The organism is Phyllobacterium sp. SYP-B3895 (assembly GCF_009647635.1).
In the GTDB taxonomy this organism is placed as follows: Bacteria; Pseudomonadota; Alphaproteobacteria; order Rhizobiales; family Rhizobiaceae; genus Phyllobacterium; species Phyllobacterium pellucidum.
The window spans coordinates 717,641-740,546 of sequence record NZ_WJIG01000002.1 but is presented as its reverse complement, the minus strand read 5'-3'; the positions used below and the strand labels follow the sequence as shown (position 1 = coordinate 740,546).

Genomic DNA, 22,906 nt, shown 5'->3' with positions numbered 1-22,906 from the left:
ATGCACAATATAGCGGATTATCGCACAAATACAGAGAGCCTATATTGCTTCCAACCGAGGCAAAGGAATTGAACGAAATGCAACATCATCAACTTGGAAAGACCGGGCCGCGCGTATCGAAGATCGGGCTCGGCTGCATGGGCATGTCGGGCATGTATGGGCCGTCCGATCGCGCTGAAAGCATTGCCACCATCCGCGCCGCGCTCGATGCCGGTATCAACCTCATCGACACCGGGGATTTCTACGGAATGGGTCACAACGAATTGCTGATTGCCGAGGCGCTGAAGGGTGTCAGGCGTCAGGATGCGGTGCTCAGCGTCAAGTTCGGCGGGCTGCGCGACCCAGCAGGCGGCTGGACCGGCTTTGACGGACGGCCGCAGGCGGTCAAGAACTTCGCAGCCTATTCGCTGCAGCGCCTCGGTGTCGATTACATCGATATTTATCGCCCCGCGCGGCTCGACCCTGCCGTGCCGATCGAAGAAACGATCGGCGCAATTGCCGACCTCGTGAAAGCTGGCTATGTCAGGCATATCGGGCTTTCCGAAGTAGGCTCGGAGATGATCCGCCGTGCTGCCGCGGTCCATCCGGTCGTCGATTTGCAGATCGAGTATTCTCTGATTTCGCGTGGTATCGAGGACAATATCCTCGAGACCTGCCGCTCACTTGGCATCGCCATCACCGCCTATGGCGTGCTGTCGCGGGGGCTGATCAGTGGCCATTGGACGAAGGAGAGCGCGCAGACCGGTGACTGGCGCGCCCATAGTCCCCGTTTCCAGGCGGAAAATGTCGACGCCAACCTGGCGCTCGTCGAAGCGCTGAAGAAGATTGCGGAGGCAAAGGGCGTGTCAGTCGCGCAGATCGCCATTGCCTGGGTCGTTGCGCAGGGGAGCGATATTTTCCCCGTCATTGGCGCGCGGCGCCGCGATCGACTTGCTGAAACGCTTGGTGCTCTCGGTGCAAGCCTCAGCCGCGACGACCTTGCGGCTATCGAAAAGGCCGTGCCCAAGGGTGCCGCAGCCGGCGACCGCTATGCTGCGGTCCAGATGGCCCATCTCGACAGCGAGGCGTCGGCACATCGATAAGGTCTACGAGATCCTGAGGCCCGCCCATGCCAGGCGGGCCCGCACCTAGCCCCCGGGCGCCGCAGCCAACCCGACTTTGTCGCAGCGTCGGGGAAGAACCGTTAAACTGAGTGCGCCCATGATCCAGGCGGCAGTTGCGCCATAGAGCATCACCCAGCCAAAACCATCGTTCAACGCGCTTATCGCTTGTTCGTGTGAGACGCCTGCGGCCCCTGCCTCGGAGAAATTGCCGGCGGCTATGGCATCGATCAGGGCCGCCGATGCGGGAAAATTCGGGGCGAGGGCGCCGGAAATGCCCAGAACGAGTATGAAGCCCATCAAAGCGATATTGATTGCCAGCGAGATCATGCGGGCGCTCATGTCCATTCCCGATGCCATGCCCGCGCGTTCGACGGGCAGTGCGCCGGTGGCGGTGTTGGTGACGGGCGTATTCGTCAGTCCCAATCCGACCCCGGCGACAATGCAGCCGGGCACGATCGCAATGCCAGCCTGATCACCGAACGTCGCAAAGCGCATCAGCAGAAAGCCCGTACCGATCGTAAAGAGGCCGAGAGGAATGACGAACCGCGGTCCCCGCTGCAGGAGCAGGTGCTCGGCAAGCGGCGGAACGACAAGGCTGGGAACCGTGTAGGCAAGCAGAATAAACCCTGCTTCGATACTGTTGTAGCCAAGAACCGCCTGCAGGAAGATCGGCAAGTAGATGACGAATGGCCAGAAGCTGAAGTTCATGCCGCTTGATCCCAAGAGAGCACCGGAGAAGAGGCGCACTTTAAAAACGCGGAAGTCGAACATCGGCCGGGCAATCGAGTTCTCGATGACGATGAATGCCAGCAGGCTGATGCCGCTCGCTGCCAGAATTGCCAACCCGTGCAGACTGGTCAATCCAATGGCTTGACCCTGAGTGATGAAGTAGACAAGGCAGAACACGGACAGCGAGAGGGTCGCCATGCCGGCAAAGTCGATCCGCGTCGCGTGCGGATCGCGCGATTCGACCACGCCTGCGAGCGTGAGAAAAGCCGTTCCGACCGCAAGCACCGTGTGGACCAGGAATACCCATTGCCATCCTGCAAAGCTCGCGATCAGGCTTCCGATAATGGGACCAAAGCCGAGCCCGACACCGAAAATGATGCCCCACCAGCCAAATGCGCGTGCCCTTTCCTTGCCGCTGCGAAACTGGTCGGAAAGAACGGCGACCTGACACGCCAGCATTGCGGCGCCGCTTGCGCCTTGCAGAAAGCGTGCACCGATGAGCAGCGATGGGGTGTTAGCCAGACCGCAAGCGAAGGATGCCGCGCCAAAGACAAATATGCCGATCAGGAAAATACACTTGCGGCCGAAACGATCCGCCAGCGCGCCCATCGCCATCAAGACCGTGCACATGGCGATCGTATAGGCATTCATTATCCATTGAAGCTCCTTGAAGCTTGCCGGCAGAACGCTCTGGAGCGTCGGCAGGGTGGAGGGAATGCTGGAGATTTCGAGTCCGAGCATAAGCGCGGACAAGCAGACGGCGGCCAGCGCCATCGTATTTCTTGAAACGTCGGTTGTCATAATTGCCTTGATCGAATGTGCGGCCAGTACCTTGGCTGGGGGAAAACCGACGAGCAAAATGTCGCGAATTTGATGACAACACAATCGTATGCTAACTCATATCAGTGACAACAATTTGGATGATTGAAGTGATTTCACTTGAAGTCGATGCCGTACGAACCTTCGTAACCATCGCCGATTTTCAAAGCTTCACGCGTGCTGCGGAGGTGCTGGGAACGACTCAGGGCGCAATCAGCGTAAAGCTGAAACGACTGGAGGACCGGCTGGGGCAAAAATTGCTGGAGCGAACGCCGCGCCAGGTCAGGCTGTCGGCCCAGGGCGAGATGTTCATTCAATCGGCGCGGGCCTTCCTTACTGCCCATGAAAGGGCGGTGGCCGATCTTAACGCCTCCCGCCGGCGTTTTGCGCTTGGCATAGCGAGCCATGTAATGGGCCCGGAGGTATCATCGTTATTGGCAAAGCTGAAGTCGCTGGATCCGACACTGATAATCGAGGTTCGTGTCGACAGTTCGCGGTCGCTTTTGGATTTGTACGATGCCGGTTCGCTCGATGCGGTCATTATTCGCAGCGATGATGACAGGCGCGATGGCGAAACCCTGGGACCCGAGCATTTCGGGTGGTTCGCTGCGCCGGGATTCGTTCACTGCAAGGGTGAACCCTTGCGCATTGCCGGGATCTCTCCTAGCTGCGTCGTTCGCGACGTTTCGACCAGCCTGCTGGATCGGGCGGCGATTTCGTGGACGGAGGTTTTCATTGGAAGCACGTCCGCAATTGTCGCCGCCCTCTCGGCAGGGCTTGCCGTCGCCGCATTTCCACATAGGCTGGCACCGGCCGATGTCGTGGACGTCAGCGAAAGATTTGCGCTGCCGCCGCTGCCTTCCCTGTCGATTGTCTTGCACTCTTCCCTGACGGATCCGAAGAGCCGGGAAGCGCTTCGGGCCATCACCGCGGCCTTTCGCGAGCATCCGCGGTCAGCCCCGCAACGGACGGCCACAAGTCTGTCCGGCGGCGGATAATAGCCGCGCACGCGCGCGATCCCATTCATTACATCGGCGGAACGATACCGTTGGTCCCGACGACGATGCGCTTGGTCGAAAGACTGTCGCCATTCCCGCGCTCGGCTGAGATGAACACCGTGGCGCCAGGCTTCAGGTCATCCTTGCTGGCTTTGGCCAGGGTAACGATGGGCGTTCCGTCAGGAATGGCGATCTTCTTTTCCGTACCGTGATAGACGACCGTCAGCGTCCGTCCGTCGATGTCCTTGACCGCATCGGCGACCGTCGCGTTGGTCATGCTGCTGTTCGGCTTCAGATCCCAGGGCCGGTCGCCTTCGCCCGTGCCTTTGAGAGCGGCCGGGAAGATCACGACCTCAACGGCGCTCGCAACACCTTCGCTTTTCGGCACATTTGTGATTCCGACGAAATCGCCCTTCTTGATATCGTCGATTGAAGCCTTGGCGACGCCGCCGACCTGCCAGCCGTCACTCAGGGCAACGGTCGCATCGGGTCCTTCGCGTGTCTTCACCACGATCGCCGTGTCGCTCAAGCTTTCGATCGCGCCGCGAACGTTGACGCGTTTGGTGGCTGGCGTTGCTGCCGTCTGCTTGGACATTGTGTTCTCTGCGTGAACCGCGAGCGGGAAGGCGAGCGAAAGCAATCCTCCCAACAGCGCAGCCGGGAAGCCAAATCTCGATGATATCCTAGCCATGTTTCTGCTCCTGTCAGACAGGCAGCCGGCGCAACCCTATTGCCCGCCGGGCTTGGCCTGCTTTTCTACGTGTCCGCCAAATTCACGGCGCATGGCGGACAGAACCTTGTTGGCGAAATCGGCATTGCCGCGTGAACTGAAGCGCTCGATCAGCGCGGCGCCGAGCACAGGGGCGGGCACCGCCTCGTCGATGGCAGCGATCAGCGTCCAGCGGCCTTCGCCGGAATCCGACACATGCCCCGCATAGCCGGCGAGGCCCGGATCTTCGTAAAGCGCGTCGGCCGTGAGGTCGAGAAGCCATGAACTGATCACGCTGCCCCGGCGCCAGACTTCAGCAATGTCGGGAAGGTTGAATTGATACTGATAGTGTTCAGGGTTCTTGAGCGGTGTTGTCTCGGCATCCGCCTCGTGGGAGCGCAGGCCGATATCGGCGTTGCGCAGGATATTCAGCCCCTCCGAATAGGCGGCCATCAGGCCGTATTCGATGCCATTGTGCACCATCTTGACGAAGTGACCGGCGCCGTGCGGGCCGCAATGGAGAAAACCCTGATCCGCAGTGCTTTCGCCCGCCGGCATGGCACGGCGGCTCTCGGTCTCGGGCAGATCGCCCTTGCCCGGCGCGAGCGCTGCGAAGATAGGCGAAAGCTGCCGTACGATGTCCGGTTCCCCGCCGATCATCAGGCAGTAGCCCCGCTCAAGGCCGAACACGCCCCCGCTCGTCCCGACATCCACATAATGGATGGCGGATGATTTAAGCGCGGCGCCGCGCCGTATGTCGTCGTGGTAATAGGAATTGCCGCCGTCGATGACGATATCGTCCTTCTCGAGCAGCGGTACCAGCTTGGCGAGTACCGTATCCACGACCGCAGCGGGGAGCATCAGCCATACCGCACGCGGACGCGACAGCTTTGCCACGAATTCCTCAAGCACGGTCGAGCCGTCCGCTCCGAGCCGCTGCAGTTCGGCTACGCTCTCGGCTCTTGTATCGTAGACCACCAGCTCGTGGCCGTGTTTCAACAGGCGCTGCGTCATGTTGCTGCCCATGCGCCCCAGCCCAATCATGCCAAGCTGCATTTTAAATCTCCCAGGTCAGAGTAATTTGCATGCAGGCTGCACGTTATCGGCGGCGCGTTCAACAGCCAAGTTATGCCCCGGGCTTTGGCGGTACAAGCACACGCGCGAGTCATAAGATCGTGATGGCCGGAATTGCTGGTGCCTCAGTCCGATGACAAACTCATGAGAGGTTTTGATTAGCCTCCGAAATCGCTTCTACCACCAGCCCGGGCCGTAATAGGGCGGCCCGTAAATGAACACGGGCTGGTTGAACTGCATCTGCGCACGGCGATCGGCACGCCGGTCGAGATCGAGGCGGAGCAGGCAGTTTGAGAAAGCGGTCGTACCGCGCTTGAAGCCGAAGGAGGCACACTTCTGGTTGTCCATGGCCCGTTGCTGTTCGGGGGTGATTGTCTGACATGCGGCAACGAACAGCGGCAGCAAGAGCGCGAACAACACCGTAAATCTCATCTGTCCCTCCTGGGCCACCAGAATACGAACTTATCGCCCGCCGCCATTATGTCGCTTGGCTGGCAGGTTGAACAGTCAGACTTTGGGCATATGAAATAAGGTGGGAAACGGGGTCTTCAGATAAACAACAAGCCGCCAATCATCAAAAGCACGATGGCGCCCGCCAGGATCGGCAGTATGGAAAAACCTTGTGACGTGTTTTGCGGCCTCAATACCAATTGGGCACGGTCAGCAGGAAAGTTGCTGCGACTTCGGTCAGAAACACAAAGACAACGAAGGGAATAAAACCGTCGCTGACCTTCCGATTATCATTGGCTGCGGCAAAGCTGCTCAAGGCGTTCTCCTGATTTTAACGACCCCCGCAACAGGCGGTTGGATCATGATCGTCAGTGCCGAATTCGGCTGGTCACATAACTGTAACAGTTTGAAACCTTTTGTCACCAAAAAAGTTCCATAACCAAGTTGAAATAAGCGCTGGCCGCTTTCTGGCGGAAAAAATCGATGCTGGATCAATGCTTTGATTCGAGCGGCGCGGGTGGGGAAAAAGCCCGCGCCGCCGCGTTTTTTTACTCTGCCGGCGACGGGGCCGGAAGAATCACGTCCGAATTATGGCCCGACGTGCCTTCGAAATGGCTGCCATGCGTCGCATGACGCAAAGGCCGATTCCCGCTGAGCGCCCGGACCAGAACGTAGAAGACCGGGGTCATGAACAGTCCGAACAGGGTCACGCCAATCATGCCGGCAAAGACGGCGACGCCCATGGCGCTGCGCATTTCGGCGCCCGCCCCGGTCGAGGTAACCAGTGGGACGACGCCCATGATGAAGGCGAGGGACGTCATCAGGATCGGGCGCAGGCGCAACCTGCTCGCTTCGACGACGGCCTTGAAGGGTGTCGCCCCCGCAAACTCGAGCTCACGCGCAAATTCGACAATCAGGATCGCGTTCTTGGCCGACAGACCGACCAGAACGATCAACCCGATCTGCGTGAACACGTTGTTGTCGCCAGCCGTCAGCCAGACGCCGGTCAAGGCGGCGAGGAGCCCGAGCGGCACGATCATGATGATCGACAGCGGCAAGGCCATGCTCTCATACTGGGCCGCAAGCACAAGGAATACCAGAAGGATCGACAGCGGAAAGATCAGATAAGCGGAGTTGCCGGCAATGATCTCCTGGTATGTCAGTTCGGTCCACTCGAAACCGATGCCTGCCGGCAGCGTCTCGGCGGCGACCTTCTCCACGGCTGCGCGTGCCTGACCGGACGAATATCCGGGCGCGGCATTGCCGTTCACATCAGCGGAGAGGAAGCCGTTATACCGCATCACCCGGTCGGGGCCTGCACTGGAATCGACCTTGAGCAGGGCGGAAAGCGGGATCATCTCGCCAGTTCCCGAGCGTACCTTCAGGTCGCCGATATCCTCGGCCTTCGCCCGGAAATTCGACTCCGCCTGCATCCGCACCGAATAGGTGCGGCCGAACTTGTTGAAGTCGTTGACGTAGACGGAGCCGAGATAGATCTGCAGCGTGTTGAAGATCTCCGGCAGCGATACGTTGAGCTGGCGCGCCTTGGCGCGATCGACATCTGCGTAAAGCTGCGGAACATTGATCTGGTAGCTGGAGAAGAGGCCTGTCAGTTCCGGAGCGGTTGCCGCCTTGCCGAGGAATGCCTTGGTTGCGTCGTCGAGCGCCTGGTAGCCGAGGCCGTTACGGTCCTCGATCTGCAACTTGAAGCCGCCGATCGCACCGAGACCCTGCACCGGCGGAGGCGGGAACACGGCGCTGAACGATTCCTGGATGCCGAACAATTGCTGGTTGAGCTGCATGGCAATCGCTCCGGCGCTGAGTTCCGGCGTCTTGCGCTCTTCGAATGGCTTGAGCGAGACGAAGACGATGCCGGCATTGGCGCTGTTGGTGAAGCCGTTGATCGAGAGGCCCGGGAAAGCAATGGTGCTCTGGACGCCCGGGATCTTCAGCGCGATGTCGCCGATGCGGCGAACGACCGCCTCGGTCCGGTCGAGGGTGGCGCCATCCGGCAGCTGGGTGAAGCCGACCAGATATTGCTTGTCCTGCGGCGGAACGAAGCCACCGGGAACGCTCTTGAACATGAAGGCTGTCGCGCCGATGAGGACGAGGTAGATCGCCATCATCAGCGTCTTGCGCGAAATGACACCGCGCACGCCCCGGCTATAGCCGTTGGCGCCGCGTGTGAAGACAGCATTGAAGCCACGGAACAGCCAGCCCAGCGACGCGTCCATAAACCGTGTCAGCCGGTCCTTTGGCGCGTCATGTCCCTTGAGAAGCAGGGCGGCGAGGGCAGGCGACAAGGTCAGGGAGTTGAACGCCGAGATCACGGTCGAAATGGCGATGGTCAGCGCGAACTGCCGGTAGAACTGGCCGGTCAGCCCGGTGATGAACGCGAGCGGCACGAACACGGCGACGAGCACAAGCGCAATGGCGACGATCGGTCCCGAGACTTCGCGCATGGCCTGGATGGTCGCCTGCCGGGGCGCAAGCCCGTTCTCGATATTGCGCTCGACATTTTCCACGACGACGATTGCATCGTCGACGACAATGCCGATGGCAAGGACGAGGCCGAAGAGACTGAGCGCATTCACCGAAAAGCCGAAAAGATGCATCACCGCAAATGTGCCGATGATCGAGATCGGGACGGCGATCAGCGGAATGATCGAGGCGCGCCACGTCTGCAGGAACAGAATGACCACGAGGACGACGAGAACGACAGCTTCAAGCAGCGTATGAACCACGGCCTCGATCGAGGCGCGCACGAACTGCGTCGTATCGTAGACGATTTCGTAGTCGACGCCCTCCGGCATAGTCAGCTTCATCTCGTCCATGACGCTGCGCACCTGATCCGCGATCTGGATCGCATTGGAACCGGGCGCCTGGAAAACCGGGATTGCCACGGCAGGCTTGTTGTCGAGCAGCGAGCGCAACGAATACTGTGCCGCGCCAAGCTCGACGCGGGCAATGTCCTTCAGGCGGGTGATCGCCCCGTTGGCCGCCGTCTTGACGATGATCTGCCCGAATTCCTCTTCAGACTGAAGCCGCCCCTGCGCGTTCACCGACAGCTGCAGATTGACGTCGTTGGGGCTCGGTGAAGCACCGATCACGCCCGCAGCCGCCTGCACGTTCTGGGCGCGGATTTCGCTAAGAACGTCGGTTGCCGAGAGACCAAGCTCGGCGGTCTTCTGCGGATCGAGCCAGATGCGCATCGAATAGTCGCCCGAGCCAAACAATTGCACGTCGCCAACACCAGTGATGCGGGCAAGCCGGTCCTTGATGTTGATCAGGGCATAGTTGCGCAGATAGGTGATGTCGTAGCGGTTGTTGGGGGAGATGAGGTTCACGACCAGCATCAGGTCCGGCGAACTTTTCACCGTGGTGATGCCGAGACTGCGCACCTCCTCGGGCAGGCGCGGTTCCGCCTGCGAGACGCGGTTCTGCACCAGCTGCTGCGCCTTGTCTGGATCGGTACCAAGCGCGAAGGTGACGGTCAGTGTCATCTGGCCGTCCGCAGTCGCCTGGCTGCCCATGTAGAGCATGCCTTCGACGCCGTTGATCGATTCCTCGATCGGCGTCGCCACCGTTTCCGCGATGACCTTGGGATTGGCGCCCGGATACTGTGCGCGCACCACGATCGAAGGCGGCACCACGTCCGGATATTCCGAAACGGGCATCGCCGTCAGGGCAATCAGGCCGCCGAGAAAGATGACGAAAGAAAGAACGCCCGCAAAAATCGGGCGATCGATGAAGAAGTTGGAAATGTTCATGTCATTCCACCTGCCCGGAGGGGCTCTGGATTATTGCTTTGCGGGTTCCGCAAGCGCTTGCTGGTTAGCGGCCGCCGTTGCCCCCATCGCCACCATTTGCGGTGCGACAAGCGAACCGGGACGAATGCGCTGCAAGCCGTTGACGACGATCTTTTCATCAGCCTGCAGGCCCGCCGTCACGATGCGAAGGCCTTCCGCCCGCGCGCCCAGCGTGATCTCGCGATACTCGACGATGTTCTGCGGATTGACGACCATGACGAACTTCTTGTTCTGGTCGGTACCGACAGCCTTTTCATCGACGAGCAGTTCCTGGCGCTCATTGGCCTGGCCCATGCGCACCTTGGCGAACTGGCCCGGCATCAGCCTGCCGTCGGCATTGTCGAAGACCGCACGCACCTTGACCGTGCCGCTCGACACATCGACGCTGTTGTTGATGAGCTGGAGCTTTCCGGCAACGCCGTTCGACCCCTGAACATCCATCTGCACGGGAATGCGATCGACGAAGTCACGGCCGTTGAGACCGCTCGGCAGATCGGCGAGCGCCCTGGCGACGACGTTTTCGTCGGCCTCGAAGCTCGCATAGATCGGGCTGATCGAGACGAGCGATGTCAGAAGCGGCGAACTCGGGCCGGCAGCGATCAGGTTGCCGGGCGTGATCTCGATGCGCCCCACGCGTCCGGTAATCGGCGCGCGGATATCCGTATAGTCGAGATTGAGCATGGCCGTCTTGAGAACGGCCTCGGCCGCCTGGAGGTCAGCCTGCGCGCCGGTCTGCACGTTGATGCGCTGGTCGTAATCGCTCTGCGATACGGTACGGGAATCGATCAGGCGCTTGCCGCGCTCAAGCTCGTTCTTGGCAAAGGCGAGCTTCGATTGTGCAGCGCTCACCTCGGCGCGGGCCCGTGCAACCTCTGCTTCGAACGGCGCCGGGTCTATTTTCACCAGAAGGTCGCCCTGCTGGACGATCGCGCCTTCCTTGAAATGGATGGACTGGACTGCGCCGGCAACGCGCGAGCGCACTTCCACCGAATCGATTGCCTCAAGACGGCCGGAAAATTCGTTCCACTGCGTCACGTTTTTCGGCTGGACGAGCGCTACCGACACCGGCATTGCCTGCGCGGGAGCCTGCTGCTTTTCAACTTCTGCATGACCTTTGGAGAATTCAAAAACTTTTGTGCCACCTACGGTTGCAAGCGTTAGAACAATGCCGCTGACGAGGAGGCTCTTCTTAAAAGTGCTGATTGACATCGTGGTCACCTGCTTTGAAAATATATGCCACTTGGGAGGATGGCAGATCGGAACTCGATCATTGACGTTCTATACCGATCGGTATAGAAGCGGTGATATAAGGCTGCGGTACAGCAGCTGTCAACCGATTTTATACCGAGCGGTATAATTCTTTTAGGGAGTCTTGTCCATGGGACGGCCGAGGGAATTTGATGCGGACGATGCCTTGCAGACGGCTTTGGAGTTGTTCTGGCGCAAGGGCTACGAAGGCACGTCCATCACTGACCTTACTGACGGCATGGGCATAACAAAACCAAGTCTCTACGGCACATTCGGCAATAAGGAAGAACTCTTCCGCATGGCCCTGCAGCGTTACGAAGAGCACTATATGGCGTTCTTCTGGAGCGCGCTCGAACAGCCGGAGGCGCGCACGGTTGCCTTGGACATTTTGCGCGGATTCGTCAGGGCGCAGACCGAAGCGTGCAATCCCGGCGGCTGCCTCGTCGTCAACGCCGCAAGTTCCTGCAGCGATGCCGCGCTCGAGATCCACAAGACCATTGTCGAGCGTATTCAAGTCGGCCAGAAGGCGCTGGCGCGTCGGTTCGAGCGCGCCAAGCGCGAGGGCGACTTGCCTGACGACAGCAATCCCGAGGACCTTGCCCGGTACATTTTGACGGTTGCACAGGGTACAGCCGTGCAGGCGTCGAGCGGCGCGAGCCGTGAAGACGTCTACAGGCTCGTCGATATCGCGATGAAGTCTTTTCCTGACAAATAGCCGCCGTTTCAGGTTAGCCGGTTGCGGAACAACCATGCCGAAAAGGGCAGGGTGACCGCGGCGATCGCGACCAGCGCCAGCATTTCCGGATAGAGCTCCCTTACGCCTGCATCCTCCAGATAGACCTGATGCGTGATGCTGATCGCATAGCGCAGTGGATTGATGAGCGTCATATATTGCAGGATCTCGGGCATGTTGCCGATAGGCGCCGTCAGGCCGGATAGCAACATGAACGGCATAAGCAGCACGAACGAATAGATCATGGCCTGCTGCATGTTGGCGGCGAGCGACGAGATGAACAGTCCTATGCCGACGGCTGCGGCGAGAAACAGTATCAATCCTAGATACAACATGAAATAGGACCCGGTAAACGGGATTTGGAACCATAATTGGGCAACGAGAAGAATCGTCGTTGCCTGGCTGAGCCCGACCAGCATCGAGGGCAGGGCCTTGCCGATCATGATCTCGGAGGGCCGAAATGGTGTGACCAGCAATTGGTCGAACGTGCCTGCCTCGCGCTCCCGCGCCACGGACATTGCGGTGAGCATCAACGTCATCATCATCGTGATCGTGCCGATCAGCGAAGGGATCATGTACCAGCGCGTTTCAAGGCTTGGATTATACCAAGCCCGGGTGGTGAGCTTCATGCCGCCGGGCGGATCCTGACCATTATCTGCCCGCCAGCGCGTGGCGAAGTCCGAAGCGATCGTGCTGATATAGCTCTGCGCCGTGCCCGCCGTATTGGAGTTGCGGCCATCGGCGATCACCTGCAGCTTGGCCGGCATCCCCGCCATCAGCCGCTTTTCGAAATCTTCGTCGACGACGATGACGAGGAGCACGCGTCCCTCATCGATGAATTTCGCGATGTCCGAGGTCCGCTGCAGCGTTGCCACGCGCGTGAACGTTCCCGACCCGTCAAGCTTGGAGATGAATTCGATCGAGGCCGCGCTGTGATCGTGGTCGAGGATAGCATAGGGAACATTGTTGAGATCATAGCTCGCAGCGTAGCCGAAGATCAGGCACTGCAGGATCGGCGGCAGCACGAGCACGATCCGGCTCTTCGGATCCTTGAAGATTGCCAGCAATTCCTTGCGGATCAGGGCGACGATGCGGAAGAACGATTCCTTCATAACCGGTTCACCCGAGTTTCTTGCGCGTTGCGAAGACTGAGGCGGTCATCAGCACCGCCGCCATCGCGGCCAGCACAGCCGCGTTTGGCAGTATGACCGGCCAGATGTCGCCGGCCAGAAACAGCGTCTGCAACACGCTGACGAAATAGCGCGCCGGGAAAATATGGGTGATGACCTGGATCGCATAGGGCATGCTCCTAATGTCGAACATGAACCCCGAGAGCATCATTGCCGGCAGGAAGGTGACGATCAGCGTGATCTGGCTTGCTACAAACTGGTTCTTGGTCAGCGACGAAATCAAGAGCCCGATGCCGAGCGCAACCAGCAGATAGAGCGTCGAAACCACGACCAGGATCCATAACGATCCGCGCAGCGGAACGCCGAACAGAACCTGGCTGCCGATGACCGAAAGCGCAAGTCCGAGCATGCCAAGCACGAAATAGGGCACCGTCTTGCCGAGGAGAATCTCGCTTGGCAGGGCGGGGGTGACGAAGAGCGCTTCAAACGTGCCGCGCTCCCATTCGCGCGCAATGACCAGCGCCGTCAGCAGGGCGCCAATGAGCGTCATGACCAATACGATGAGCCCGGGGACGAGGAAATAGGTGCTGTCATTGGCCGCGTTGAACCAGAGGCGCGGTTCAAGATCGATCGTCGCCCCGTTGCTGACGATCTTGCCCTCGGCCATCTGCCGGGCGGCTGCAATACCGACGGCACCCTGCGCATAGCCGAGTGCGATCCGGGCGGTATTGGCGTCACTGCCATTGACCACGAACTGGATCTCCGCCGTCCCAGCCTCGACATCGCGGGCAAACTGCGGCGGTATACGAACGATCCCGTTGACGGTCTTGTTCATCAGAAGACGCTGCGCCTCGGCCATGGTCATCACCCGATGCGTCTGAAAATAGGGCGAGAGTTCGAAACCGGAGACGGCATTGCGGGCCTCGGCGGACGAATCCTCGATCACCATCGCTACGGGCAAATTCTTCAGGTCGAAGGAAAGTCCGTAGCCGAAGAGAATCAGGAGGATCATGGGCATGACGATGCCGACGGCGATGCTGCTCGGATCGCGCACGACTTGCCAGGATTCCTTGCGCACCAGCGCCAGGATGCGGCGCAGGCTGTTCCTGGCGGGATGCGGAGCGGGCGCGTTCATGGCTGAGCCCTCGCCGGTTTGGTGAGCCATCACGCTGTCTTTTCGCGCGTTTCGCGGCGCGATTCCTCGACTATGGCGATGAAGGCGTCTTCCATATTTGCCTCTTCTCCCTTCTTCGGCTTGGCATGGGCGCGGATTTCGGCGGGCGTCCCCTCGGCAAGATTGCGGCCGGCATCGAGAATGATGATGCGATCGCAATACTCGGCTTCTTCCATGAAATGGGTGGTGACGATCACGGTAACGCCTTGTTCGGACAGCGCAGTGATGCGGCCCCAGAATTCGCGCCGCGCCAACGGATCGGCCCCGCTGGTCGCCTCATCGAGGAAAAGGATATCCGGCTCGTGCAACAGCGCCGCCGCCATGGCGAGGCGCTGCTTGAAGCCTCCGGGCAATTGTCCGCTTGGCAGTGTCGACAGGCTGCCGAGTTCGAATTGATCTTTTGACCATTCGATGCGCTGGCGCTTTTTCGCCCCGCGCAGGCCATAGGCGCTGGCAAAGAAATCAAGGTTTTCGTCCACGGAGAGATCGCCGTAGAGCGAAAATTTCTGCGCCACATAGCCGAGATTTTCGCGGGCCTCGGCGCGCGACGTCCGCAGATCCGCCCCGGCGACGCGCAAGGTGCCGCTCGTTGCCGACATCAGCCCGCACAGCATGCGGAAGGTCGTGCTCTTGCCCGCGCCATTCGGGCCGAGCAAACCGTAAATTTCGCCGCGCCTTACCTCGAACGTGACGTGATCGACGGCAGTGAAGTCACCGAACTTGCGCACGAGATCATGGACTTCGACGGAGATCTCGCTGCCACCAGCCGGCTTCGGTCTGTCGAGAGTGACTGCGCTCGACTGGCTTTTCCTGGCAACGGCGCTGAAGAGGATCATGAAGCCGTCCTCGAAGCGCGGCTTCACTGGTTCGAGCTCGACAGGCTTGTCGTCGATGCGGATACCGCCGCCGAAATCCGGCTGCTTCACGACGCGTACCCTGCCGGCTTCCGGCACGGCGTCGGCGACGCCTTCCTGGCGAAACAGCCGCGCCTGCAGGGACCTGGCGGTCGTGCCGGCGTCGGGCGTTGCGATGAACACCTGGTCCTTTGCCCTGGCAGTGATCTCCTCGGGCCTGCCTTGCGCCAATACCTTGCCGAGATGCATGACCACGGCGTGATCGCAAAGCTCCGCCTCGTCGAGGTAGGACGTGCTGACGACGACTGTCAGCCCGTCTTCCCGCACAAGCTTGGTGACAATTTCCCAGAGTTCACGCCGCGACAGGGGATCGACGCCGACTGTCGGTTCATCGAGAAGAAGTAGCTCCGGCGCGCGAACGAGGGTACAGGCAAGGCCAAGCTTCTGCTTCATGCCGCCGGATAGCTTGCCGGCAAGCCTATCCGTGAAGCGGCCGAGGTCGGTCATTTCCATCAGGCGAGGGTAGATTTCCTTGCGCGCGTCGTGACCGATACCGTGCAGATCGGCATAGAGATCGAGATTCTGCTGAACGGTCAGATCTTCATACAGGCCGAACTTCTGCGGCATATAACCGATCCGGTTCTGAATGTTCTGCGGATCCGCGGCGACATCAACGCCAAGCACGGAAAGATCGCCCTTTTCAGCGGTCATCAACCCGGCGATCAGGCGCAGGATCGTTGTCTTGCCGGCGCCGTCCGGTCCAACGAGCGCGGTCAACGTGCCGTGCCGGGCCTCGAATGAAACATCCTCCAGCGCCTTGACCGTCTCGCCGGTTTCGCGGTGAAACGTCTTGAAGAGGTTTCTTGCGACAACCGGTGCGGAAGGCGCGGCTTCGGTCATGACTTTGCCTTGGCGTCGGTCTCCTGGCCGCCGGCCGGCAGTGGCTTCAGCGGTTCGTTCGGCAGAAGCGTGACAGTTGCCGGCATGCCAAGCCGTAGAAGATCATCCTTGTCGTCGACAAAAACCCGGACCTCATAGACGAGGCTCGATCGCAAATCAGCGGTCTCCACGGTTTTCGGCGTAAACTCCGCAACCGGTGATATGAAGCCGACCCAGCCATCCTGCGGTTTGTCCGGGAAGCTGTCAGTGGTGATCCGCGCGCGCATGCCGGGTTTCACATGTCCGAGATTGGGCTCGGAGACATAAGCCCGTACCCATTTCGTCTTGATCACGGCGAGCGAAAGCACCGGTTTCATTGGCGCAGCCATTTCGCCCGGCTCCATCAGGCGCGAGCGCACCACGGCATCGACGGGCGCAATCAATTCCGCATCGTTGAGCTGTTCCCGTATCAGCGCCAATTGCGCTTCGCTGCCGCGCAGCTGTGCTTCGGCCTGCAGCAGATCCTCGGCGCGGGGACCGGCGATGGCGAGCTCCAGCGCGCTCTGGGCCACTTCGACCTTGGCGTCGGCAACGGCGGCCGCTGCCTTGGTGGTGTCGAGTTCCTGTTTGCTGATCGTGGAATTGACCGTCAGGCTCATCCGCCGTTCGAGCTGTATGTTGGCGTTGTCCGCATCGGCCTTCGCCGACGTGAGATTGGCGCGGGCCTGCGCGATCTCCTCCGGCCGGCTGCCATTGCGCAGTTTCAGGACCATGGCGCGCTGTGAGGCAACGGTCGCGTCGGCCTCGCGGACCTGCGGCGCAAGCCGGCCGGTATCGAGGCGGGCCAACACCTGCCCCTTTTTCACGACATCGCCTTCCTCGACAAGGACCTGATCGATGCGTTCCGAGCCATTGAAGGCGAGGGAGGCCTGCCTCAGGTCGACATTGCCATAGAGTGTCAGCGCGTCGGCGGTTGCCGGACGGTGCCAGTACCACCATGCGCCAACGCCAAGCGCAGCAAGTACGACCAGGATGATCAATATGCGGATTTTTTTGCCCATGGCCGCACATCATATTCAACTTGCGCGTTTATGTCAAATTACAATTTGAATTTCAACTTTGAAAAACCTGTAAACTCCGCTACAATGATTCCATGGCGAAACAGAGCACTCGAAAACTTCCCGGCCGGCGCGAGGATGGCGCCACAACCAAAGCTCAGATTCTGGAGGCTGCAGGGGAGGTCTTTGCCGAAAAGGGCTTCGATCGCGCCACCGGCAAGGAAATCGCCGAACTGGCTGGCAGCAACTCTGCCGCCGTCAACTACTATTACGGTGGTATCGACGGTCTCTACGGGCAAGTGCTGCTCGAGGCACACCGCCGCCTCCTGACCTATGAAAGTCTTGTGACTGTAGCGGAAGGTCCGGGTGACCCCAGGGAAAAGCTGCGTAGCCTGATCGGATTGCTCGCACGAGCGGTGACGGGTTCGGCTCGATCGTCGTGGGCGCTCGGCGTGCTCGGACGTGAGATACTTTCGCCGTCACCGGCGTTTTCTGTGCTTCTCGACAAGGAAATTTTGCCCAAGAAGCTGGTGGTCACAACGATTGTCGGCGAGATCCTCGGATTGCCGCATGACGATCCGGCGGTGACGCGCTGTGCACTCAACATAATTTCGCCCTTTGCCATGCTGGTCGTCGGCAACAAGCAGATCTTCACGCGCGTTCTACCCGGGCTAAACCCCGCCGAACCCGTAGCCCAGAATGAAATCGTCGAGCATTTTCAGAGATTTGCCATGGCGGGGCTCGAGGCTACAGCCTCGGCGCTGCGTTCCGCTCATTGATGCATCTGAATGGGCGGCCAGCGATAAGTATCCGCAACGGCTTTGATTTCCGCTGGCTTTTTCTCAGCCTTTTCGGGCCGCTCCTGAGACTTGGCGATCGCCTCGCGCAGCATTTGCCATTCTCTTTCGTGGCGTTGATAAACATCCTGCGGAACGGTCGGTGTCGTCATTCTGCAACCTCCAGTATTCGATTGGGTGTGGTCCTTAAGCGTCGCGGATAACGATCAAATAGGGTCTCGGTTCCGCCTGTGCCATTCAAGAATTGCAACCGGCATTTACAGATCCGCGCATGTCTGCGATCTGCGGTAGCAATTGCGTGAACAGGGAACCAATCCGTTCACGACAAGTTCATGCTTCGAGGTGCATTTGAGAACTGTACCGCTTTTATCAGGAGGCATTTATATGCAAAGAACACTTTCCGCCTTGTCGGCCGCAATCGTCGGTTTGGCGATGTTGCTGGGCTCGGCCATATCATCGTTTGCCGCGCCGGTCCCTTCCCAGCCCGTGCAGGTGACGTCCAATATTGAGCAGGTACGTTCGCGCGACAGGTATCGTCCGTACTATCGTCACGGTTGGGACAATCGCCGTAACTGGAACAGATCAAATCACCGCTACAACCGAAACTGGGGCAGGTCCCATTGGGGCCGGTCCGATTGGGAGCGCCGCAATGTTCGCACCTATCGCGACCGCAGGTGGCGCGAAAACCAGATGGGTGGCAGCGGCCGCAGCCATCAGTAATTGACACCGAGGGCGGCGCAAGCCGCCCTTTTCGTATCCGGACTAGTTCCCCGTTCGTTTCAGTCCCTCGTACCCAACGCGCACTTTTTCAGCGAGCGTCAACAATCTGTCCTTACAGGTCTTCGCGTCGAAATCGCCTGGTTGTTTCGGCCCCGCGTTTACCTCGCGCAGCCAGCCGCGCACGGTCTGATCGGCTTGATCGGCGGATTTGCCCAGCGCCTTCAACACGGTTTCGCTGCTCTCGATCGCCGAGTAATGCGGTTCGCGTCCCAAGGCGTCCTGGCACTGATATGAGGCGATAACCAGGGTCCTTGCATCTGCCACGACTTGATCCGTGCCGGCGTTCTTGCTGTTCGTGGTCGTGCATGCCGCCATGAATATAGCCAGCGCGCCGCAGCCTAATGATCTGAGTTGCATGCAAATTCCCCCGTTTTCTCGAATGAAGGCTAGTCAACCAGCGCCCTGGTGTCGAGCATCAGGGTACGAGGAAATGCGTGGTCCAATCTTTTTGCGGCACAAGGTCGCCGATCTTATATTTGAACGCGACGATCTCCATGTTGTCGGCGCTCGTCTCGCACTTGTATTTAAGGTGGTACCAGGCACCGCCGCTGCGAAAAGCTGCGCCGCGGGTCTGGATGCCGTGCGCCTGCATGCGTGGCTCGGCAAAGGCATAGGCCAGGACCTTGTCTGGGTTGAACTTGCCTTCGTCTTTGCGAATGCGCTCCATTGCTTCGACGTCGCAACGTTGTTCGAGCCGGGTTTGCGGATCGAGTTTGCGCAGGCCTGTCTCTTCGCGCGCATCCATGGCGAAGACCGGCTGGGATGCCACAACGGCAAGCGCGACCGCAACAAGAACTGTTTTCATACGAGACCCATCCAATTTTCTGCGGTGCGAGCGATGCGCGAGACTACGAGAAGGGGGAGTTGCTCGCCAAGTCCCCGAAATCACACAACCCACAGGTTTGATTCGACGCGGGTACGATCAGCAATGACCGCCCGGTGCATAGCGGCTAGGCCGGGAAATTGTCGGAACTTGGTCACCTCGCATGAATTTCATCGACGATGGATTTGCCAGGATCGCGCGCCGGCTGGCCTGCGGCATTTTTTACGGAAAAGCCAACAAAGCCCTTGCAAACAAGGGGTTTCATCTTTAGTCAGCGTCCTCGGAGAGGTGGCCGAGTGGTCGAAGGCGCTCCCCTGCTAAGGGAGTAGGGCTCAAAAGGCTCTCGAGGGTTCGAATCCCTTCTTCTCCGCCAGCAAATTTTTTCACCCATCTTTTGCTTATATTTCAAGATGTTAGACATCCCTGCTATTTTCATTTGTGCCAATTATTGGTGCCAACCTTGATGTGTCTGAACAAAATGGCAATCCCCGCGGGTTACGGCCCGCCTTGTGGGAGGCCAATCCTTCGGACCCGGATACCGGCCATATCGGACTTTCTAATTAGCAGAGGATAGCAGTGACAGGCCGTTGCCGTTTTGTTCTCAATCGGTTAAAACCAGGAATTATGGAGCGAGACACAACATTTAGCTACAGTGGACGGAAGATGCCCAAAATCGAGTACAGCGGATACACTGATCACCTGAACCGTCACCCGGCTGAAAACATCTGTCATGCGTTCGATTACGCCAAGTTTATTGGTCGGCCACTCAACAACTATGTCGTCATAAACTTCGATCAAAGCAATGAACTGTACGGAGGGACGCTGTTCACCAAAGTCCGGCACAAATTCCGAGACTGGTTGAACCGCCGGACGAAGCAACTAATGGGTACACCACTATCCCCAATATACGTGTACTCGCTAGAATGCCCGCAGGGCCAAGTTCATGCCAACTGGGCAGTGTACATACCGTCACAGCTGCAGAATGAATTTGAACGTAAGTGTGTAAGATGGGTAGAAAAGGCCCAAGGTCATGTCAGACGTTATGACCTCCATCTTGACGTGGTAAAACCCCACACTGATAAAACCCTTGCCAAGTACATCATTAAAGGTATCGATGGCCGGTACATTTCCTACCTGCACATGGCCGATTACGCTAAACCACAGGGTCGCGTCTGGGGTAGGCGGGCGGGCGTCAGCCCCGCCATAAGCCGCTCAGCGCGAAACGAGGCAGGCTTTGAGCCACGGCGCGACCGAAACAAATGGAAACAGCGCACATACAACGACAGCAGTGGCGTAGGTTCCATTGCTCGAAGAGGCGCGACTCGCACGTTTAATCCCACCATGATGCCGTCGAAGTGCGTGGGTTTTCCTCCGATGACCTGCATCGTCCAACGCAGTACTGTATCATTGATGGCGGGACACAAGGCCAAACTCGTAGAGCCTATGGAAAACTTGAAGGTGCCTGGACGCCCGACCGCACCACCATGCTCATATTGAAGCCGATCGCCGGAAGTAGGGTGCAATCCCTCTATTGCAAAACCTCCCCCGACAGCCGCTATGATTCAAATGACCTGATCCAGATTCGCCAAAAGTGGCTATGTGACGACGCGCATTCGATCCTGCCCCGTGACCGCCCCTGCAGCCAGCAATCTTGGCATTCCTACCAAGGCTCTGCACAGTCGCGAAATCTGCATCGTTGCACCACAAAGCACGCCGATCGCCGCGTTTTCCCCAGAGGACCGCTAAGGGGGTGGACCTCTTCTAGGTTGTCTTGCCGCGTGAGCGTCGGTCGGAATGACTATCATTCGAGCTTGGACAGGCGTGGGCAAAAGGCAAACAAGTCCTTGTTGTTTGCGCAGCCGAACAGTGCTCACCTGCCGTCTTCCCACTGTCTGAGCAGTGGCGGACGGATAACACGCGCCACTCAGCGACAAGGTTGAGGGAACGAAACTTCGCTATTACAGCTATGTAACCTGTTTTGAAACGCCCACATGCTCACTTCTATCAAGATGGAAGAGGAATGCTATGAGCAACCGCCGCGACGTTCTGATTGGTCTTGGTTCTTTACTGGCGTGTTCGACATGCTTGCGACCTGTTCTGCGTGCAGCCAGCGCTCAGGACTTGCCGACTATGCCGCCGCGCAATCCATGGCTTGCCGAGAGCGTCTATCCGACCTCGCATTTCAATCCCGGCGCGACGGATTCGGTGCTGTTCGCCGGGCCCGTGCATGGCCGTAAACTTACAACCGAAGAGGTCAAGACCGTTCCGACGGTCATTACCTCCAATCCCACGCTCAAGAAGGTGGGCGATCAGACGATCGCTTTTGCCAGTGGAGCGGTGGGAGTCCAGAAGCTTCGCCTGACGGGAAAGACCATGGAGGCCGGCAATTTCGTGCCGTATCCCGGCTTCGAGGCGGATGCGAAAATGGCGTCCAATGAAAGCATCCGCGCTGTTCTCGACAAGCTTGATGCAGCATCTCGCGCTCGCGACGAAAGCCAGATTGTCACAGCGCTTGCTACAATGGGCTCCATGGGCCTCAACATTCAGACTGGCATCAACGGGGTCTACAACCTCTTCGACAAGGATGGCTATCACTACTGCGTTTTTGGCAGGACCAAAGTGCTCAAGTCGTTCGATGACAACGATCCCGAGGCAGACCTTCGCATCGTAGCCTCCAAAAATCTGGTGGAGGATTTGCCGGCCGACATCGCCAAATCCGTGTCGCGGATCATCGGGCTGGCCATGACCTATGATGGCTATCTTGCTGCGGCTGCCCCCGGCGCAGCGCTGATCCTCGATCGCGATCTCAATGTGAAGTCCTATGTCGGATTTGGTGACGAAGCAGTCGACAACTCCATCTGCATCGATGACAAGGGCGGGGTCTACGTCGTCACCAGCAAGCGCATGCTGCGTCTCGCCTGGACAGGTGAGAAGCTATCAACCGACACCGCAGATGGTGCATGGGAGTCGCCTTACGAGTCGATGGACCCCAAAAAAGCCATGGCGCTTGGCGCAATCTCGCGCGGGTCGGGCACGACGCCGACGCTGATGGGGTTTGGTGACGATCCCGACAAACTCATCGTTATTGCCGATGCCGCCGAGGCTGGGACCAATCTGGTCGCCTTCTGGCGCGACGCGATCCCGGACGGCTTCCAGCAGAAGCCCGGCACCCTGTCCCGACGAATTGCCGACCAGATCAAGATCCACATATCCAGCCTTACAATCGAACCTTCCCCGAACGTGCTCGGTTACGGGGTTGCGGTCATCAACGGCAGCTACCCGGAACCGTTTCCGGAGCCCGGCCCGCCCAACCAGTTCACCGCTGGGGTTACGCGCAAAGCCCCGCTTGGCGTCCAGAAATTTACCTGGGACCCGAAACAGAAGAAGTTCGAAAAAGCGTGGGTCAATATGGAAGTCGACAACACCGATATCATGGTGCCGGTCGTCTCGGCGGCCACCAACCTCATCTACTGCGCGACCAAAATCGCCGGGAATTATGCTTATGTCGGGCTGGACTGGACGACTGGCGAGACGAAGCAGACGTGGCTCTTTCCCGACGACAGCCGAAAGTGGAATGCGCTGGGCGGCATCACGACGATACTCGAGGATGGTGATCTTCTGATTGGCGGCGCATTTGCCATCAAGCGGATGATCGATGCACCTTAGTTTTGGGTAAGACCACGGGACCAGCCGAACAGGGCCGGTCGTAACATACGATCTCCACGGACTGGTGTGCCGC

General features: G+C 59.2%; 20 protein-coding genes and 1 tRNA gene. 7 read left to right on the top strand and 14 right to left on the bottom strand.

Annotation, left to right across the window (positions count from 1 at the left end; translation table 11 throughout):
• Positions 1 to 77 precede the first annotated feature (77 nt).
• Positions 78 to 1,082: an aldo/keto reductase gene (locus GF108_RS10040; RefSeq protein ID WP_153667834.1), complete on the top strand. Its 1,005-nt coding sequence runs from the start codon at positions 78 to 80 to the stop codon at positions 1,080 to 1,082.
• Positions 1,083 to 1,127: 45 nt separating this feature from the next.
• Here GF108_RS10040 and GF108_RS10035 read toward each other — a convergent pair whose 3' ends face one another.
• Positions 1,128 to 2,633 (bottom strand): MFS transporter, encoded by a 1,506-nt coding sequence (locus tag GF108_RS10035; RefSeq protein WP_246663899.1) that lies wholly within the window; start codon positions 2,631 to 2,633, stop codon positions 1,128 to 1,130.
• 119 nt (positions 2,634 to 2,752) lie between these two features.
• Between GF108_RS10035 and GF108_RS10030 the strand changes: the two genes are divergently transcribed.
• The gene (locus GF108_RS10030) at positions 2,753 to 3,649 is read left to right on the top strand and encodes a LysR family transcriptional regulator (protein WP_153667833.1); all 897 of its coding nucleotides are present in this window, start codon (positions 2,753 to 2,755) and stop codon (positions 3,647 to 3,649) included.
• Between the two features lie 28 nt (positions 3,650 to 3,677).
• Here the strand turns inward: GF108_RS10030 and GF108_RS10025 are convergent, their stop codons facing one another.
• The 6 genes from GF108_RS10025 to GF108_RS10005 form a co-directional block, all read right to left on the bottom strand.
• Positions 3,678 to 4,340: a hypothetical protein gene (locus tag GF108_RS10025; RefSeq protein WP_091950223.1), complete on the bottom strand. Its 663-nt coding sequence runs from the start codon at positions 4,338 to 4,340 to the stop codon at positions 3,678 to 3,680.
• A gap of 36 nt (positions 4,341 to 4,376) precedes the next feature.
• Positions 4,377 to 5,414, bottom strand: a complete 1,038-nt coding sequence (gnd, locus tag GF108_RS10020) for a phosphogluconate dehydrogenase (NAD(+)-dependent, decarboxylating) (RefSeq protein ID WP_153667832.1) — start codon at positions 5,412 to 5,414, stop codon at positions 4,377 to 4,379.
• A gap of 195 nt (positions 5,415 to 5,609) precedes the next feature.
• Positions 5,610 to 5,864 (bottom strand): hypothetical protein, encoded by a 255-nt coding sequence (locus GF108_RS10015; RefSeq protein ID WP_153667831.1) that lies wholly within the window; start codon positions 5,862 to 5,864, stop codon positions 5,610 to 5,612.
• Between the two features lie 208 nt (positions 5,865 to 6,072).
• Positions 6,073 to 6,198 carry a hypothetical protein gene (locus GF108_RS22590; RefSeq protein ID WP_255453099.1) on the bottom strand — a complete coding sequence of 42 codons (126 nt, stop codon included), beginning with the start codon at positions 6,196 to 6,198 and terminating at the stop codon, positions 6,073 to 6,075.
• Between the two features lie 232 nt (positions 6,199 to 6,430).
• Positions 6,431 to 9,652, bottom strand: coding sequence for an efflux RND transporter permease subunit (locus GF108_RS10010; RefSeq protein WP_153667830.1), 3,222 nt, complete (start codon positions 9,650 to 9,652; stop codon positions 6,431 to 6,433).
• A 30-nt stretch (positions 9,653 to 9,682) separates the two neighbouring features.
• Positions 9,683 to 10,900 carry an efflux RND transporter periplasmic adaptor subunit gene (locus tag GF108_RS10005; protein ID WP_153667829.1) on the bottom strand — a complete coding sequence of 406 codons (1,218 nt, stop codon included), beginning with the start codon at positions 10,898 to 10,900 and terminating at the stop codon, positions 9,683 to 9,685.
• Positions 10,901 to 11,069: 169 nt separating this feature from the next.
• Between GF108_RS10005 and GF108_RS10000 the strand changes: the two genes are divergently transcribed.
• On the top strand, positions 11,070 to 11,654 hold the full coding sequence (locus GF108_RS10000) for a TetR/AcrR family transcriptional regulator (protein WP_091919168.1): 585 nt from the start codon (positions 11,070 to 11,072) through the stop codon (positions 11,652 to 11,654).
• Positions 11,655 to 11,662: 8 nt separating this feature from the next.
• Here the strand turns inward: GF108_RS10000 and GF108_RS09995 are convergent, their stop codons facing one another.
• From GF108_RS09995 to GF108_RS09980, 4 genes are read right to left on the bottom strand one after another with little or no spacing between them, the layout of a single operon-like run.
• The gene (locus tag GF108_RS09995) at positions 11,663 to 12,784 is read right to left on the bottom strand and encodes an ABC transporter permease (protein WP_153667828.1); all 1,122 of its coding nucleotides are present in this window, start codon (positions 12,782 to 12,784) and stop codon (positions 11,663 to 11,665) included.
• 7 nt (positions 12,785 to 12,791) lie between these two features.
• On the bottom strand, positions 12,792 to 13,967 hold the full coding sequence (locus GF108_RS09990) for an ABC transporter permease (protein WP_153667827.1): 1,176 nt from the start codon (positions 13,965 to 13,967) through the stop codon (positions 12,792 to 12,794).
• Positions 13,967 to 15,730 (bottom strand): ATP-binding cassette domain-containing protein, encoded by a 1,764-nt coding sequence (locus tag GF108_RS09985; protein WP_153667826.1) that lies wholly within the window; start codon positions 15,728 to 15,730, stop codon positions 13,967 to 13,969. Before GF108_RS09985 ends, GF108_RS09990 begins: the two co-directional genes overlap by 1 nt.
• A complete protein-coding gene (locus GF108_RS09980; RefSeq protein WP_051614496.1) occupies positions 15,727 to 16,770 on the bottom strand; it encodes an efflux RND transporter periplasmic adaptor subunit in 1,044 nt (347 codons plus the stop codon). Before GF108_RS09980 ends, GF108_RS09985 begins: the two co-directional genes overlap by 4 nt.
• Before the next feature lie 92 nt (positions 16,771 to 16,862).
• Here GF108_RS09980 and GF108_RS09975 point away from each other — a divergent pair, with 92 nt between their 5' ends.
• Positions 16,863 to 17,546 (top strand): TetR/AcrR family transcriptional regulator, encoded by a 684-nt coding sequence (locus tag GF108_RS09975; RefSeq protein ID WP_153667825.1) that lies wholly within the window; start codon positions 16,863 to 16,865, stop codon positions 17,544 to 17,546.
• On the opposite strand, the gene GF108_RS09970 is transcribed toward GF108_RS09975, so the two are convergent.
• Positions 17,540 to 17,716: a hypothetical protein gene (locus tag GF108_RS09970; RefSeq protein ID WP_153667824.1), complete on the bottom strand. Its 177-nt coding sequence runs from the start codon at positions 17,714 to 17,716 to the stop codon at positions 17,540 to 17,542. The two genes, GF108_RS09975 and GF108_RS09970, sit on opposite strands and share 7 nt — an antisense overlap.
• 232 nt (positions 17,717 to 17,948) lie before the next feature.
• Between GF108_RS09970 and GF108_RS09965 the strand changes: the two genes are divergently transcribed.
• The gene (locus GF108_RS09965) at positions 17,949 to 18,284 is read left to right on the top strand and encodes a hypothetical protein (RefSeq protein WP_139217607.1); all 336 of its coding nucleotides are present in this window, start codon (positions 17,949 to 17,951) and stop codon (positions 18,282 to 18,284) included.
• Between the two features lie 42 nt (positions 18,285 to 18,326).
• On the opposite strand, the gene GF108_RS09960 is transcribed toward GF108_RS09965, so the two are convergent.
• Together GF108_RS09960 and GF108_RS09955 are read right to left on the bottom strand one after the other, a co-directional pair.
• Complete coding sequence (locus GF108_RS09960; RefSeq protein WP_153667823.1) at positions 18,327 to 18,701, bottom strand: hypothetical protein; 375 nt, start codon at positions 18,699 to 18,701, stop codon at positions 18,327 to 18,329.
• Between the two features lie 58 nt (positions 18,702 to 18,759).
• Positions 18,760 to 19,149, bottom strand: coding sequence for a DUF930 domain-containing protein (locus GF108_RS09955; RefSeq protein ID WP_153667822.1), 390 nt, complete (start codon positions 19,147 to 19,149; stop codon positions 18,760 to 18,762).
• 300 nt (positions 19,150 to 19,449) lie between these two features.
• Between GF108_RS09955 and GF108_RS09950 the strand changes: the two genes are divergently transcribed.
• Positions 19,450 to 19,540, top strand: a tRNA-Ser gene (locus GF108_RS09950).
• Between the two features lie 1,757 nt (positions 19,541 to 21,297).
• Positions 21,298 to 22,833 (top strand): hypothetical protein, encoded by a 1,536-nt coding sequence (locus GF108_RS09945; RefSeq protein WP_153667821.1) that lies wholly within the window; start codon positions 21,298 to 21,300, stop codon positions 22,831 to 22,833.
• Positions 22,834 to 22,906 lie beyond the last annotated feature (73 nt).

Bases quoted from the DNA above. Each gene is read 5' to 3' on its own strand.
- GF108_RS09970 (WP_153667824.1), bottom strand. From the start codon at position 17,716: ATGACGACACCGACCGTTCCGCAGGATGTTTATCAACGCCACGAAAGA.
- GF108_RS09980 (WP_051614496.1), bottom strand. From the start codon at position 16,770: ATGGGCAAAAAAATCCGCATATTGATCATCCTGGTCGTACTTGCTGCG.
- GF108_RS10005 (WP_153667829.1), bottom strand. From the start codon at position 10,900: ATGTCAATCAGCACTTTTAAGAAGAGCCTCCTCGTCAGCGGCATTGTT.
- GF108_RS10030 (WP_153667833.1), top strand. From the start codon at position 2,753: ATGATTGAAGTGATTTCACTTGAAGTCGATGCCGTACGAACCTTCGTA.
- GF108_RS10035 (WP_246663899.1), bottom strand. From the start codon at position 2,633: ATGACAACCGACGTTTCAAGAAATACGATGGCGCTGGCCGCCGTCTGC.
- GF108_RS09965 (WP_139217607.1), top strand. From the start codon at position 17,949: ATGCAAAGAACACTTTCCGCCTTGTCGGCCGCAATCGTCGGTTTGGCG.
- gnd (WP_153667832.1), bottom strand. From the start codon at position 5,414: ATGCAGCTTGGCATGATTGGGCTGGGGCGCATGGGCAGCAACATGACG.
- GF108_RS09995 (WP_153667828.1), bottom strand. From the start codon at position 12,784: ATGAAGGAATCGTTCTTCCGCATCGTCGCCCTGATCCGCAAGGAATTG.
- GF108_RS10040 (WP_153667834.1), top strand. From the start codon at position 78: ATGCAACATCATCAACTTGGAAAGACCGGGCCGCGCGTATCGAAGATC.
- GF108_RS09985 (WP_153667826.1), bottom strand. From the start codon at position 15,730: ATGACCGAAGCCGCGCCTTCCGCACCGGTTGTCGCAAGAAACCTCTTC.
- GF108_RS10010 (WP_153667830.1), bottom strand. From the start codon at position 9,652: ATGAACATTTCCAACTTCTTCATCGATCGCCCGATTTTTGCGGGCGTT.
- GF108_RS09975 (WP_153667825.1), top strand. From the start codon at position 16,863: ATGGCGAAACAGAGCACTCGAAAACTTCCCGGCCGGCGCGAGGATGGC.
- GF108_RS10015 (WP_153667831.1), bottom strand. From the start codon at position 5,864: ATGAGATTTACGGTGTTGTTCGCGCTCTTGCTGCCGCTGTTCGTTGCC.
- GF108_RS09945 (WP_153667821.1), top strand. From the start codon at position 21,298: ATGCCGCCGCGCAATCCATGGCTTGCCGAGAGCGTCTATCCGACCTCG.
- GF108_RS09960 (WP_153667823.1), bottom strand. From the start codon at position 18,701: ATGCAACTCAGATCATTAGGCTGCGGCGCGCTGGCTATATTCATGGCG.
- GF108_RS09990 (WP_153667827.1), bottom strand. From the start codon at position 13,967: ATGGCTCACCAAACCGGCGAGGGCTCAGCCATGAACGCGCCCGCTCCG.
- GF108_RS10000 (WP_091919168.1), top strand. From the start codon at position 11,070: ATGGGACGGCCGAGGGAATTTGATGCGGACGATGCCTTGCAGACGGCT.
- GF108_RS10025 (WP_091950223.1), bottom strand. From the start codon at position 4,340: ATGGCTAGGATATCATCGAGATTTGGCTTCCCGGCTGCGCTGTTGGGA.
- GF108_RS09955 (WP_153667822.1), bottom strand. From the start codon at position 19,149: ATGAAAACAGTTCTTGTTGCGGTCGCGCTTGCCGTTGTGGCATCCCAG.